The sequence below is a fragment of the Streptomyces sp. NPDC005281 genome, from assembly GCF_040607495.1.
GTDB lineage: Bacteria > Actinomycetota > Actinomycetes > Streptomycetales > Streptomycetaceae > Streptomyces.
Map to the genome: position 1 here is coordinate 90,947 of NZ_JBEXGX010000014.1, position 13,254 is coordinate 104,200.

At 71.9% G+C, this 13,254-nt stretch carries 11 protein-coding genes; 6 read left to right on the forward strand and 5 right to left on the reverse strand.

Going from position 1 to position 13,254, the window contains the following annotated elements; translation table 11 throughout:
• Positions 1-11: 11 nt before the first annotated feature.
• A complete protein-coding gene (locus tag ABZV42_RS20740) occupies positions 12-632 on the reverse strand; it encodes a TetR family transcriptional regulator (RefSeq protein ID WP_355984530.1) in 621 nt (206 codons plus the stop codon).
• A gap of 95 nt (positions 633-727) precedes the next feature.
• On the opposite strand from ABZV42_RS20740, the gene ABZV42_RS20745 reads away from it, so the two are divergent.
• A complete protein-coding gene (locus ABZV42_RS20745; protein ID WP_355984531.1) occupies positions 728-1,549 on the forward strand; it encodes an SDR family NAD(P)-dependent oxidoreductase in 822 nt (273 codons plus the stop codon).
• A gap of 647 nt (positions 1,550-2,196) precedes the next feature.
• On the opposite strand, the gene ABZV42_RS20750 is transcribed toward ABZV42_RS20745, so the two are convergent.
• Positions 2,197-3,354 (reverse strand): TDT family transporter, encoded by a 1,158-nt coding sequence (locus ABZV42_RS20750; RefSeq protein WP_355984532.1) that lies wholly within the window; start codon positions 3,352-3,354, stop codon positions 2,197-2,199.
• 95 nt (positions 3,355-3,449) lie between these two features.
• Between ABZV42_RS20750 and ABZV42_RS20755 the strand changes: the two genes are divergently transcribed.
• A complete protein-coding gene (locus tag ABZV42_RS20755) occupies positions 3,450-4,373 on the forward strand; it encodes a LysR family transcriptional regulator (protein WP_356053065.1) in 924 nt (307 codons plus the stop codon).
• A gap of 437 nt (positions 4,374-4,810) precedes the next feature.
• Here ABZV42_RS20755 and ABZV42_RS20760 read toward each other — a convergent pair whose 3' ends face one another.
• Together ABZV42_RS20760 and ABZV42_RS20765 are read right to left on the reverse strand one after the other, a co-directional pair.
• Complete coding sequence (locus tag ABZV42_RS20760) at positions 4,811-5,494, reverse strand: gamma-glutamyl-gamma-aminobutyrate hydrolase family protein (protein WP_356053067.1); 684 nt, start codon at positions 5,492-5,494, stop codon at positions 4,811-4,813.
• A 135-nt stretch (positions 5,495-5,629) separates the two neighbouring features.
• Entirely contained in the window at positions 5,630-6,367 is a 738-nt protein-coding gene (locus ABZV42_RS20765; protein WP_355984535.1) for an FCD domain-containing protein, read from the reverse strand.
• A 77-nt stretch (positions 6,368-6,444) separates the two neighbouring features.
• Here ABZV42_RS20765 and ABZV42_RS20770 point away from each other — a divergent pair, with 77 nt between their 5' ends.
• The 4 genes from ABZV42_RS20770 (at position 6,445) to ABZV42_RS20785 (ending at position 11,120) form a co-directional block, all read left to right on the forward strand.
• Complete coding sequence (locus tag ABZV42_RS20770; RefSeq protein WP_355984536.1) at positions 6,445-7,815, forward strand: glutamine synthetase family protein; 1,371 nt, start codon at positions 6,445-6,447, stop codon at positions 7,813-7,815.
• Positions 7,816-7,880: 65 nt separating this feature from the next.
• Entirely contained in the window at positions 7,881-9,293 is a 1,413-nt protein-coding gene (locus tag ABZV42_RS20775; protein ID WP_355984552.1) for an aldehyde dehydrogenase family protein, read from the forward strand.
• Complete coding sequence (locus ABZV42_RS20780; RefSeq protein ID WP_355984537.1) at positions 9,290-10,081, forward strand: 3-oxoacyl-ACP reductase; 792 nt, start codon at positions 9,290-9,292, stop codon at positions 10,079-10,081. Before ABZV42_RS20775 ends, ABZV42_RS20780 begins: the two co-directional genes overlap by 4 nt.
• A 118-nt stretch (positions 10,082-10,199) precedes the next feature.
• Entirely contained in the window at positions 10,200-11,120 is a 921-nt protein-coding gene (locus ABZV42_RS20785; RefSeq protein WP_355984538.1) for a DUF2510 domain-containing protein, read from the forward strand.
• A 60-nt stretch (positions 11,121-11,180) separates the two neighbouring features.
• On the opposite strand, the gene ABZV42_RS20790 is transcribed toward ABZV42_RS20785, so the two are convergent.
• Complete coding sequence (locus ABZV42_RS20790; RefSeq protein ID WP_355984539.1) at positions 11,181-12,383, reverse strand: amino acid deaminase/aldolase; 1,203 nt, start codon at positions 12,381-12,383, stop codon at positions 11,181-11,183.
• Positions 12,384-13,254 lie beyond the last annotated feature (871 nt).

Below are 13,254 nucleotides of genomic sequence, written 5' to 3' on the forward strand. Positions count from 1 at the left end.
GAGGGCTGGAGCTATGGCATCAGGGCGCTCATGGCCCGGTCGAGAATCACCGCGAGGTCGGTCACGCCCTCGCAGGTCATCCATACGTCGGTCGCCGCGTCGAGGCAGCCGAGGGCGGCCGCTACCAGGGCGAGGGCCCGGGGGTCGTCGACGGCCGCCGGGTCGATGCCGAGCCGACGGGAGGTCTCGGGCACGAGCATCGGCTGCCACTGGTGGCGTTTGTCGCGGTGGCGGGCCTTGAGGGCGTCGGCCTGGTTGAGCAGGCGCATGAAGTCCATGGCCTGCTCGGGCGCGTTCCGGTGGATGTCGGTCAGGACGTCGAAGGCACGGCGCAGGGACTGCCAGGGGCTCTCCGTGTCCGGTCGGGCCTCCAGCGCGGCGGCGACTTGGGTGCCCAGGTCGTCGGTGTTGCCGAGGACCACGTCCTCCTTGGTCCCGAAGTAGCGGAAGAAGCTCGCGCGCGACAGCCCCGCCTCCTGGGCGATCTGTCCGACGGTCGTGTGCTCGAAGCCCTGTGCGGCGAAGAGGCGGAAGGCGACGGCCCTCACCTCGTCCTGCATCGCCAGACGGACCCGATCGCGCAGCGCGGACGGCGCCGGGGCACCTTGTGGGGTCTTCGAGGAAGCGGCCATGTCGCGCAGTCTACACGCAGCCTCATTTTGAGACTCAGTCTCAGCTTGATGTATGGTCTCCTGTGTAGACCAAGCGTCAATCTCTGGACAGCGTCATGAGCAAGGTCTGGTTCATCACCGGTTCCTCCCGCGGCTTCGGCCGCCGGTTCGCCGAGGCCGCCCTGTCCCGCGGCGACAAGGTCGCCGCCGCCGCCCGCGACACCGACTCCCTGGCCGAACTGGTCGCCGCCCACGGCGATGCGGTCCTGCCCCTGGCCCTGGACGTCACTGACAGGACCGCCGCAACGCAGGCCGTCAATCGGGCCCACGAGCACTTCGGCCGTCTGGACATCGTGGTCAACAACGCCGGCTACGGGCATTTCGGCATGGTCGAGGAGATCACCGAGGACGACATCCGCGGCCAGTTCGAGACGAACGTGCTCGGCGCCCTGTGGGTGACGCAGGCGGCCCTGCCGCACCTGCGTGCGCAGGCCGGGGGTCACATCGTGATGCTGTCGAGCATGCTGGGCGTCGCCCCCTTCCCCACCACCGGTGCCTACAGCGCCTCCAAGGCCGCCCTTGAGGGACTCACCGAGTCCCTCGCCCAAGAGGCTGCGGGCTTCGGCATCAAGGTCACCATCGTCGAGCCAGGCGCGTTCGGAACCGACTTCGCCGCCTCCTCCGCCTACTCCGCACCCCTGGATGCCTACGCGGGCGTGCGGGACGCGGTCAACGCCGGCTTCGCCGACATGCCGATGCCCGACCCTGCCGGCGTCGGTGCGGCCCTGCTGGCGGTCGTCGACGCCGACAACCCGCCGCTGCGCGTCTTCTTCGGCTCGGTGCCCCTCCAGGTCGTCCAGCCGCTCTACGCGGAGCGCCTCAAGACCTGGGAGCAGTGGGCCGGGGTGTCCGCTCAGGCCGGTGCCGGCCGCGACTGACATCCCGGAGGGTGGGCCGGGCATGCTCCACCGGCGGCCGACGGAGCGCGTCCGGCCTCTCCCGCCCCCCCACACCTCCCACGTTGACCGGGAGAGATCCCACGCCATGACCCCGCACCCCGGCCGGTTCATCACCCCCGGGCCGCGCAACACGTCGAGCGGCTCATCGAGGACCTCCAGCCCGTGCCGCTGCGCCAGTTCGGGACGTCGGCTGCCGCGCGCCTCTACGTCGCCCCGGGGTTTTCCCGCAGGTCTCGGACGAAGGTGACGACATTCAACACCTGGGTCAGCGCCACCTACCGGAGTGCTCTCGCCCCGCTGGCTGACGCCGTGGGAGTGGACCCGGTTCGACGGCGGACATTGCGGCCCGTCCCGGCTACCTGACGGCGTTCACGGGAGCGTGGCCTTCGACTGACCATGCGGGGTCGCCCGCCCCCTCACAATGCAGAGCTGATGTCCGTCCCGCCTACGAGCCGACCCGTACCCATACAGCTGTTCACGGCGCGTCACCAGCAGCATGGTTGGGGTCTGTGGACACTGCTTGACGATGCATGTCATACGGTCCCGCTCTCAGCAGGGATGCGGGTGAGGAAGAGCCCGCAACCAGGCCGGTAAGACCGATGAAGGCCTGGCGCGGTGCAGGACGGTTACTTTCGTCCCGGCGCCGTGAGCAGGCGGCCGTTGACCAGGCCGTGTGCGGTGTTGATGGCGGCTACCGACCAGGCGGCCACCAGCAGGGCGTACAGGGCGACGGCCAGTACCTCGAAGGCGGTCAGGCCGGTGTGGCGGGCCAGGCCCTCCGCGCCGGTGACGCAGGTGCCGACCGGGAAGGTGAACGCCCACCAGGTCATCGCGAAGCCCATGCCCTGGCGGCGGGCCCGTACGGCCATCGCGACGGCCAACGCCAGCCACAGCAGCGCGAAACCCAGCACGGGAACGCCGTAGAGGACCGCGAGGAGCGCGAAGCCCTGGTCGTACGGGGCGGGCACCACACCGGGTGCGGCGTCCGCGAACTTGCCCACCGCGGTCGTCGACTGGCCCAGCGGTCCGAGCACCAGGAACAGCGTCGGGGTGAGCGCGAGCGGCAGTGGACCCGCGGTGACGAGCCGGGCGAAGATCATCGGCAGCATCACGAACGTGGCCAGCAGACTGATCCCGAACATCGCGACACAGGCGAGGAGCAGCGTCTCCCGGGGCTGTCCGGCCGGCAGGTGGGGGATGAGGAGGGGACCGAGCGCGGCCGACACCATCGGGGCGACGATCGGGAGCAGCCACACGGGTGACGCCTGTCCTGGCTCGATCCGATGCCGTACGACCATGAGGTACGGGACGGCCACCGCGGCGGCGAGTCCGATCAGCGTCCCGGAGACGAACAGGGCGCTGTCCACGGTGACCGCCGCCTGTATCCCGATCCAGTCCCGGCCGAGAAGCAGGGTGCCGCCGCCCACGGCGAGCAGGGCCATCGAGAGGCACCCGTAGAAGGGGGCCATGGCCGGGTCGAGGAGGTGGGCGCGGGCCTGGTCGCGGTGGTACGTCCAGTGCAGGGCGCGGGCGGCGAGCAGTGACACCAGCAGCAGGAGCGAGAGGGCCCACACGACGGTGCAGGCGGTGCGCAGGCCCGGCACGTCCACGGGGAGTCCGGCTCCCGCCGTGGCCACGATCGCGGTGCCCATCACGGAGGCGTACCAGTTCGGGCCGAGATGCCGGACCGCGGCGACGGCGCGGTTTCCCGGGACACGGGGGGTCTTCGTGTCGGGGAGGGTTCCCGCCTGATGGGCGGACAGGGGCTGGGCTGCGGTGACCATGTCACCACGGTCGCGCCGCCGCCGGTTCCCCACCAGGGAGTCCGCGCCTATGACGGCATAAGCTGGGTTTATGAGCAGCAGCGCTGAGGATCGTCATGAGTAGCGGTGCTGAGGACCGGCCCGGCGTCGGAATCGCGCACCGGGTACCCGATCTGGGCGCGCTGGAACTGCTGCTGGCGGTGGCGCGCCTCGGCAGTCTCGGGCGCGCCGCGCGGGAGGTGGGGATCACTCAACCGGCGGCCAGCAGCCGTATCCGCTCGATGGAACGGCTGCTCGGGGTGGCGCTCGTCGACCGTTCACCGCGCGGGTCCCGGCTCACCCGCGAGGGCGCGCTCGTCACGGACTGGGCCCGGCGGGTGGTGGACGCGGCCGAGGCCTTCGACGCCGGGGCGCAGGCGCTGCGCGACCGGCGCGACTCCCGGCTGCGGGTGGCCGCGAGCATGACCATCGCCGAGTATCTGCTGCCCGGCTGGCTGATCGCCCTGCGCGCACAGCGTCCCGACACGGCCGTCTCGCTGCTCGCCGGGAACTCCACGGCCGTCGCCGAACGGCTCCTGTCCGGTGAGGCGGACCTCGGTTTCGTCGAGGGGCTCTCGGTGCCGTCCGGTCTCGACGCGACCGTCATCGCGCACGACCGGCTGATCGTCGTGACTGCGCCCGGACATCCCTGGGCGCGTCGCCGGGCGCCCCTCGCGGCGGCGGAGCTGGCCGCCACACCGCTCATCCTGCGCGAGGAGGGGTCGGGCACCCGTCAGGTCCTCGACTCCGCGCTCGGGGGGCTCGCCCGCCCGCTGATCGAGCTGTCCTCCACGACGGCGGTCAAGGCCTCCGTCGTCAGCGGCGCCGGACCCGCCGTCCTGAGCGAACTGGCCCTCGGCGAGGAGTTGTCCGCCCACCGCCTGGTGGGCATCCCGCTCGCCGACGTCCGGCTCACCCGTGCCCTGCGGGCCGTCTGGCCGACGGGGCACCGGCCCACGGGCCCGGCCCGCGATCTGCTGTCCCTGACGCGCGGGGCGTAGAGAGAAGACTTCTTTCGTCCCCTCCGTCCCTGCCTGTGCCGTACCCGGGGGCTCCGCCCAGGACTCCGCTCCTCGAACACCGGAGGAGCTGGACCTTCGCCTTCAAGGACTTGGCGGGCGGTGACTTCGTGTCCTGGCGGCTTCCCGGCGCCGGAAAGTTCCAGCCCCTCCGGCGATTGAGGACGGGGCCGTTCAGGCCGAAGCGGGGGTCCGGGGGGCGACAGACCCCTAGGACGACAGACCCCTAGGACGACAGACCCCTAGGACGACAGCCCCCAGGGACGACAGCCCGCCCCTTGGTCGAGCGAATCCGAGACCTTGAGGGAGGGCAGGGGCCGCTGCACCGGTACCGGTCGGTGACGCCCGCCGCGCCTTGCCCGTACCGTGCGGCAGGTTCCGAACCGCGGGCCCCGGAACTCGCGCGGGCCGCGTTCCGCTCAGGACGCCGCCGCGACCAGGCCCCGCATCACCCGCAGATCGTCGCCCATCTCCGGGTGCCACTGGACTCCCAGAACCCAGGCGGGGCCCGGGAGTTCGACCGCCTCCACGGTGCCGTCGGCCGCGTGCGCGCAGACGGTGAGGCCGTCCCCGAGACGGTCCACGGCCTGATGGTGGTACGTCGGCACGGCGCACGGCTCCGGTACGAGACCGGCGTACCGCGTCCCGGGAACGGGTGTGACCTCGTGACGGCCGACGACGCCGATGTCCTTCACGTGCCCGTCGAGGTGCTGGACGAGTGTGCCGCCCAGGGACACGTTCAGGAGCTGGTGGCCCCGGCAGATGCCGAGCAGCGGGGTGCCGGAGTCCAACGCGGCCCGGATCAGGGCGAGTTCCCAGGCGTCGCGCTCGTGGGCGGGCCGTCCCGTACGCGGGGAGCGCTCGGCGCCGTACCTGGCGGGGTCGACGTCAGGGCCGCCCGCGACGACGACCGCGTCGAGCCGGGCGACGGTCTCGGACGCCAGGGCCGGATCGTCCGGCGGCAGCATCACGGCGAGTCCGCCCGCCCGCTGGACGAGCCGCGGATAGCCGGCCGGCAGCAGCGCGGCGTCCAGCTCCCACACGCCCCAGCGCGCCCCGGCCTCCAGATACGTACTCACACCGATCAGCGGCCTGCTGCCCACGCGCTACTCCCTCGGATCCACCCAACGGCGTCAATGGAAACCTCTCATACCTTTGTGGGGTGGGGGAGCGGAACCCACTGACCCGCGCGTCACCTCCCGCTCACGCCAGGAACCCCCGCAGCGCCTCCGCAGTGCTCACGCCAGGAACCCCCGCAGCAGCGCCGCCGTGCCCCCGCAGTGCTCCCGCATGATCTCCCGTGCACCGTCCGCGTCCCCGTCGAGAACCGCCTCGACGAGGGCGGTGTGCTGGCGCTGCGAATGCTCCAGATTGCGGACGAGGAGCGGGATGCAGTCGAGCAGGTCGTTCACGGACGCGCGGACGGCCGCGTACCGCGCGGTGAGGGAGGGGGAGCCGCACAGCTCCGCGAGGGTGAGGTGGAGCATGGTGTCCAGGCGCCGGTAGTCGGCCAGCGGGGCGTCGTTCGTCCTCTTCAACGCCTCCCGCAGCCGTGCGCCCCGCTCCGCGTCGAGCCCGTGCGCGGCGCACAGCCCGGCCGCGCCCACCTCCAGGACCTCGCGGAAGCGCAGCACGTCCTCGATGTCGACCGCCGCGACCCGGCGGCGCAGCTCGTGCTCGCCCGGTGTGTCGGTGCGTGCCAGCACGAACGTGCCGCCGTACCGCCCGCGCCGCGACTCGACCAGACCCTGGTCCTGGAGCACCTTCAGGACCTCGCGCAGCGTCACCCGGCTGATGCCGAGCCGTTCGGCCAACTCTCGCTCGGCGGGCAGCCGTTCACCGCCCGGCACCAGGCCGAGGCGGACGATCTGGAGGATCTGTTCCAGCGCCTCCTCGAAGCCGTTGCCCGCCCGCACCGGCCGCAGGACAGGTGTCAGCCGGTCGTCCGTCCCACGGCCCGATTCCGTTCGCGTCATCAGGTCGCGCCCCCTTCCCAAGCAATGGTTCTCCGCAATACCTTATGGCCCTCGGCTGACCCAAGGAGGCTTTTCCGGTGGCAGACCGCACACCCCCGCTCACCGTCGACGAACTGCGCGTCCTCGTCGAGGCCGGTGACATCGACACGGTCGTCCTGGCGTTCCCCGACATGCAGGGGCGGCTCCAGGGCAAGCGGTTCGCCGCGGCCTTCTTCCTCGACGAGGTCCTGGAACACGGCACGGAGGGCTGCAACTACCTCCTCGCCGTCGACACCGACATGAACACCGTCGACGGATACGCGATGTCCTCCTGGGACCGGGGCTACGGGGACTTCGCCATGCACCCCGACCTCGCCACCCTGCGGCGGATCCCCTGGAACGAGGGCACCGCGCTCCTCATCGCCGACCTCGCCTGGAACGACGGCTCCCCGGTGGTGGCCGCGCCCCGCCAGATCCTGCGCCGCCAGCTGGAGCGCCTCGCCGAACTCGGCTACACCGCCCAGGTCGGCACCGAGCTGGAGTTCATCGTCTTCAAGGACACCTACGAGCAGGCCTGGGACACCGGCTACCGGGGCCTGACCCCGGCCAACCAGTACAACATCGACTACTCCGTCCTCGGGACCGGACGCATCGAGCCCCTGCTGCGCCGCATCCGCAACGAGATGCAGGCCGCGGGCCTCACCGTCGAGTCGGCCAAGGGCGAGTGCAACCCCGGCCAGCACGAGATCGTCTTCAAGTACGACGAGGCCCTCGTCACCTGCGACCAGCACGCCGTCTACAAGACGGGCGCCAAGGAGATCGCCTCCCAGGAGGGCGTGTCGCTCACCTTCATGGCGAAGTACAACGAGCGCGAGGGCAACTCCTGCCACATCCACCTCTCGCTCGCGGACGCCGACGGCACCAACGTGATGGCCGGCTCCGCCCAGGATCCGCACGGCATGTCGGAGGTGATGCGCCACTTCCTCGCCGGACAGTTGGCCGCGCTCCGCGACTTCTCGCTCCTCTACGCGCCCAACATCAACTCGTACAAGCGGTTCCAGCCCGGCTCCTTCGCCCCGACCGCCGTCGCCTGGGGCCACGACAACCGCACCTGCTCGCTCCGCGTCGTCGGTCACGGCCGCTCGACGCGCTTCGAGAACCGGCTGCCCGGCGGTGACGTCAATCCCCATCTGGCCGTCGCCGGACTCGTCGCGGCGGGCCTGTACGGCATCGAGCGGAAGCTGGAGCTGCCCGAGGCGTGCTCGGGCAACGCCTACACCGCCGAGTACGCGCACGTCCCCACCACCCTGCGCGAGGCCGCCGAGCTCTGGGAGAACAGCCCGATCGCCCGGGCCGCCTTCGGTGACGAGGTGGTCGAGCACTACCGCAACATGGCGCGTGTCGAAGTGGAGGCGTTCGACGCCGCGGTGACCGACTGGGAGCTGCGCCGCTCCTTCGAACGCATGTGAGGACCCCCTTGCCGCACCAGCAACCTCCCCACCACTCGGACCCGCACGCCCCGTCCCCGCGGGCCCTGTCCCCGGACACCTCGACCCCGCACACATCCCCTTCGTACGCCCACGAACTCCAGGTCCTGAATCCCGCCACCGAGGAGGTCGTCGCCACCGTCCCGGCCGCCACCCCCGAGGACGTGGCGGACGCCGTCGCACGGGCGGCGAAGGCACAGGTCCGCTGGGCCGCCCTCGCACCCGGCGAGCGGGCCAGGCTGCTGCGCCGCTTCGCGGCCGAAGTCGACGGGCACATCGAGGAACTGGCCCGCCTGGAGGTCCGCGAGGCCGGCCACACCCTCGGCAACGCCCGCTGGGAGGCGGGCAACGTCCGCGATCTCCTCGACTACGCGGCCGGGGGAGTGGAACGACTGACCGGCCGTCAGATCCCGGTCCCCGGCGGCCTCGACATCACCCTCCTCGAACCCCTCGGCGTCGTCGGCGTCATCGCGCCCTGGAACTTCCCGATGCCGATCGCCGCCTGGGGCACCGCACCCGCCCTCGCCGCAGGCAACGCCGTCATCCTCAAACCCGCCGAGACGACCCCGCTGACGGCACTGCGGCTGGCCGAACTCGCCCTGGAGGCAGGGCTGCCCGAGCACCTCTTCCAGGTGCTTCCCGGCGCGGGTCCCGTCGCGGGCGACGCGCTCGTCCGGCACCCCGGCGTCGCGAAGATCGTCTTCACCGGGTCAACGGCCGTCGGCAAACAGGTGCTGGCCAAGGGCTCCGCCCTCCTCAAGCGCGTCACACTCGAACTCGGCGGCAAGAGCCCCAACATCGTCTTCGCCGACGCCGACATCGAAGCCGCCGCGGCCGCCGCCCCCATGTCCTTCCTCGACAACTCCGGCCAGGACTGCTGCGCCCGCACCCGCATCCTCGTCCAGCGCTCCGTCCACGACCGCTTCCTCGAACTCCTCGCCCCGGCGGTCGAGTCCGTCGTCGTCGGCGACCCCTCCGACGAGCGGACCCAGATGGGCCCGCTGATCTCGAAGGTCCAGCTGGAACGCGTACGGTCCTACGTCGACGCCGACGCGCCCGGCATCCGGGGCAAGGCCCCCGGGGGCCCCGGCTTCTGGTTCGCGCCCACCGTCCTCACCGGCGTGGATCCCGGCGCGCGCGTGGCCGTCGAGGAGGTCTTCGGACCCGTGGCGGTCGTGCTGCCCTTCGAGGACGAGGCCGACGCCGTCCGGCTCGCCAACGCCACCGACTACGGCCTGTCCGGCTCCATCTGGACCCGCGACGTCGGCCGCGCCCTGCGGGTCTCCCAGGCCGTCCGGGCCGGCAACCTGTCCGTCAACTCCCATTCCAGCGTCCGCTATTGGACCCCCTTCGGCGGCTTCAAGCAGTCGGGAATCGGCCGCGAACTCGGCCCGGACGCCCTCACCGCCTTCACCGAGACCAAGAACGTCTTCATCAGCACGGAGGGCCCCGCACAGTGACTTCAGACACCCCAGAGACCATCTGCCGCCGACTGGTGGGCCGCACGGCCGTCATCACCGGCGCCGCCAGCGGCATCGGTCTCGCCACCGCGCGCCGGCTCGCCTCCGAGGGCGCGCACGTCGTCTGCGGCGACATCGACGAGACCCATGGAAAGGCCGTCGCCGAGGAGGTCGGCGGGATCTTCGTCAAGGTCGACGTGACCGACCCGGAACAGGTCGAGAACCTGTTCAGGACGGCGTACGACACCTACGGCTCGGTCGACATCGCCTTCAACAACGCGGGCATCTCACCGCCCGACGACGACTCCATCCTGGACACCGGTCTGGAGGCGTGGAAGCGCGTCCAGGAGGTCAACCTCACCTCCGTCTACCTGTGCTGCAAGGCCGCCATCCCCTACATGCGCCGCCAGGGAAGGGGCTCCGTCATCAACACGGCGTCGTTCGTGGCCCGGATGGGCGCGGCGACCTCGCAGATCTCGTACACGGCCTCCAAGGGCGGTGTGCTGGCCATGTCCCGTGAACTCGGCGTCCAGTTCGCGCGGGAGGGCATCCGGGTCAACGCGCTCTGCCCCGGGCCCGTCAACACCCCTCTGCTACAGGAGCTGTTCGCCAAGGATCCCGAGCGGGCCGCGCGCCGACTGGTGCACATCCCCGTCGGACGGTTCGCCGAGGCGGACGAGATCGCGGCGGCCGTCGCGTTCCTCGCCAGTGACGACTCCTCCTTCGTGAACGCCACCGACTTCCTGGTGGACGGGGGTATTTCGGGCGCGTACGTCACGCCTCTGTAGCCCGGCCGCGAGCTCGGTCCGCAGGTGAGGGACGGTCGCCCGTCCCTCACCTCGCGGGCGCCGCGCACGGCTCGTCCCCGCCAAGTCCCCCTGCCAGCCACGGCACTAGAGTGCCGGGATGAGTATGACGCCTCCACCCGGCTGGTACCGCGACCCGTCGTACCCGCTCGTCGAGCGCTGGTGGGACGGGGCCGCCTGGACCGACCACCGGCGTCAGCCAGAAGTCTCCCAACAGGCCGTGACACAGCCCCCGTCGGCCGGTACCTCCGGCTCCGGCCGGGCCAGGACCGTCGCCCTCGTGACGGCCGCCGTCGTCCTCGTGGCCGCGATCGTCACCGGCGCGGTGCTGCTGCGCCACGACGGCAGCGGCGACGAGGCCGCGGCACGGACCACGCCCACGGCTTCCTCCCCCACCCGGAGCGAGGGCCCCTCACCGTCACCGTCCGGCCCCTCGCCCTCCGCCGGTGACGCGTCCGTCGTCGTCGACGAACTGAACGGCATCACCTTCCCGGTCCTCGACGGCTGGGCGAAACCGCAGTACGCCGCCGACCACGACATGGTGCTCTCGACCCCGAGGACCTACGACTGCCCCGGCGACCCCGGTCTGTGCCGGCACGGCCGGGTCGACTCCCGTACGTCGACGGCCACCGACGAGACATCCCCGAAGGCCCTCGCCGAGGGGGACATCAAGGACGCCGCCGACAGCGCGTTCGGGCACGACCTCGTCGGCAGCCGTCCCTTCCGGGGCATCACCTCGCACCGGCTGGTGAAGTCCGGCTCGGTCGCCGTCGCCGGGCGCGCCGGGTATCTCGTGCGCTGGAAGGTCAGGACCGGTGTGGGGCCCGGCGGTTACGTCGAGTCGCTGGCCTTCCCGTCCAGCGTGGGCTCGCAGTCCCCGGTCATCGTCCGGTTCGCGTTCGACGCGGGCGCCGACGGGCCGCCGCTGTCCGACATGGACCGGATCACCGAAGACATCCGCTCGGTGGGCCAGAAGGACGCGGGCGGTGGTGTGGGCAGCAGTATCGGTCCGTCCAAGTGAACGACGACCGCCCGGCCGGCAGACGTGGGTCCCCGGGCCGGGCGGTCGCGATCGCACGGATCAGAGGAAGGTCCGGCCCTCGCCGCGATAGGTCGGGACGGAGGCCGTGACGGTGTCGCCCTCCACGAGGTGCAGCGTGTCGAACCGCTCGCACAGCTCACCGGCCTTCGCGTGCCGGAACCACACCTTGTCGCCGATGAGCAGATCGTCCGCGGGCGAGCCGAGCAGCGGGGTCTGTACCTCGCCGGGACCCTCCTGGGGGTCGTAAGACAGTCCCTCCGGCAGGTAGGGGACCGGCAGCCGGTCGGCGCCCGCCGCCCCGGACGCGGGATATCCGCCGCCCAGCACGGTCACCACACCCACGCCCGGGCGGCGCACCACCGGCTGGGCGAACAGCGCCGCCGGGCGTCCGCTGAAGGACGTGTAGTTGTCGAAGAGCCTCGGCACGTAGAGCCCCGACCCGGCCGCGATCTCGGTGACCGCGTCCTCGGCGGCCGTGTGCTGGACGCTGCCGGTGCCGCCGCCGTTGACGAATTCGAGATCCGGCTCCACGGCCCGGACCGCCCGGACGACTTCCGCGCGCCGCTGGGCGAGCTCCTTGCGGGCGGTCGCCTGCATCAGCCGCACGGCACGCGAGCGCAGCGGCCGCCCCGAGACGGCGTCACCGACGCCCGCGATGTGACCCTCGTACGCCATGATCCCCACCAGCTTGAACCCGGGGGCGCGCTTGACGGCACGGGCCAGCTCCGCGACCTGGGCGGGGGAGTGCAGCGGCGAACGCAGCGCCCCGACCCGGACCCGGCCGCCGAACAGCTTGAGCGAGGTGTCCAGCTCCAGGCAGACCCGTATGACCTCGGTGCCACCCTCGCGCGCCTCGTCCATGAGACGCAGCTGCGCGGGATCGTCGATCATGACGGTCACCGCGGCGGCGAGCTTGGGGTCGGCGGCCAGCTCGGCGTAGCCCTTGCGGTCGGCCGACGGATAGGCGAGCAGGATGTCGTCGAAACTTGACCTGGCCAGCCACAGCGACTCGGCGAGCGTGAACGACATGATCCCCGCGAAGCCGTCCCGGTCCAGGACGCGTTCCAGCAGGGTGCGACAGCGGACGGACTTGCTGGCGACGCGGATCGGCTTCCCGCCGGCCCTGCGGACCAGATCGTCCGCGTTCGCGTCGAAGGCCTCCAGGTCCACGATGGCGACGGGGGCGTCGAGGTGAGCGGTGGCCCGGTCGTAGCGGGCCCTGTCGGCGGCACGGGCAGTCATGAGCGAAGACTGCCAGACTCCATTACCGCAGGGTAGGGGGACGTTCCGGGCAGATGCCACGGGCCCTCGTACTGGTTCCCGTCCGGCGCGCGTCAACCCGTAGAGTGACGCGGACGCAGGGAGGAACGTCCTTGCCCCGGCGGGACCTGCCCGGGGTGACGGTCCACCGGTGCGGGTATGCCTGCCCGTGATGAGCCGCTCGCGCACACACGGAACGGCTCGCCGAGCTACGGGGCATCCGACAGCCCGGTACGAGGGAACGGGGGGTGCATGAGTACGGACGCGCGGCGCGCCTCGAATCCCCGGCCTCCCTCCGCCCCGCCCGCCGCCGCCCCGCCGGCCCCCCAGACTCCGCCGGCTCCGGACCGTCCTCCAACCCGTCCTCCGGCCCAGATTCCGCCGAAGCCGGTTCGGTCGCCCGGTCCGGACCTGTCGGGCGGGGAGGACTGGTCCGCCGAGGACCCCGCACCGATCACCCCAGGTCTCCCGTCGTCCTCGGGGCAGCCCACACTCAGTGCCGGGTCCGCGCAGGCCATGTCTGCTTCCGGATCCGGGCGGCCCGCGCCCGCTTTCGGACCCGCGCAGGCCCCGTCGGCTTCCGGATCCGGTCGGCCCGCACCCGCTTTCGGACCCGCGCAGGCCACACCCGCTTCCGGATCCGGTCGGCCCGCGCCCGCTTACGGGTCCGCGCAGGCCACGTCCGCCTCCGGATCCGGGCAGGCCACGTCCTCTGCCGGATCCGGGCAGGTCGCCTCCGACCGCGCTGCGGCGGCCCCGCCGCGCCCCGTGAGCCCGGCCCGTGGAGCGGCCACCTCACTCGTCCGACCGAGGGCGGCCGCGACCGGTGACTCCGGGTCCGCCGGCTCTGGTG

Bases quoted from the DNA above. Each gene is read 5' to 3' on its own strand.
- ABZV42_RS20790 (WP_355984539.1), bottom strand. From the start codon at position 12,383: ATGACTGCCCGTGCCGCCGACAGGGCCCGCTACGACCGGGCCACCGCT.
- ABZV42_RS20745 (WP_355984531.1), top strand. From the start codon at position 728: ATGAGCAAGGTCTGGTTCATCACCGGTTCCTCCCGCGGCTTCGGCCGC.
- ABZV42_RS20740 (WP_355984530.1), bottom strand. From the start codon at position 632: ATGGCCGCTTCCTCGAAGACCCCACAAGGTGCCCCGGCGCCGTCCGCG.
- ABZV42_RS20755 (WP_356053065.1), top strand. From the start codon at position 3,450: ATGAGTAGCGGTGCTGAGGACCGGCCCGGCGTCGGAATCGCGCACCGG.
- ABZV42_RS20750 (WP_355984532.1), bottom strand. From the start codon at position 3,354: ATGGTCACCGCAGCCCAGCCCCTGTCCGCCCATCAGGCGGGAACCCTC.
- ABZV42_RS20765 (WP_355984535.1), bottom strand. From the start codon at position 6,367: ATGACGCGAACGGAATCGGGCCGTGGGACGGACGACCGGCTGACACCT.
- ABZV42_RS20785 (WP_355984538.1), top strand. From the start codon at position 10,200: ATGAGTATGACGCCTCCACCCGGCTGGTACCGCGACCCGTCGTACCCG.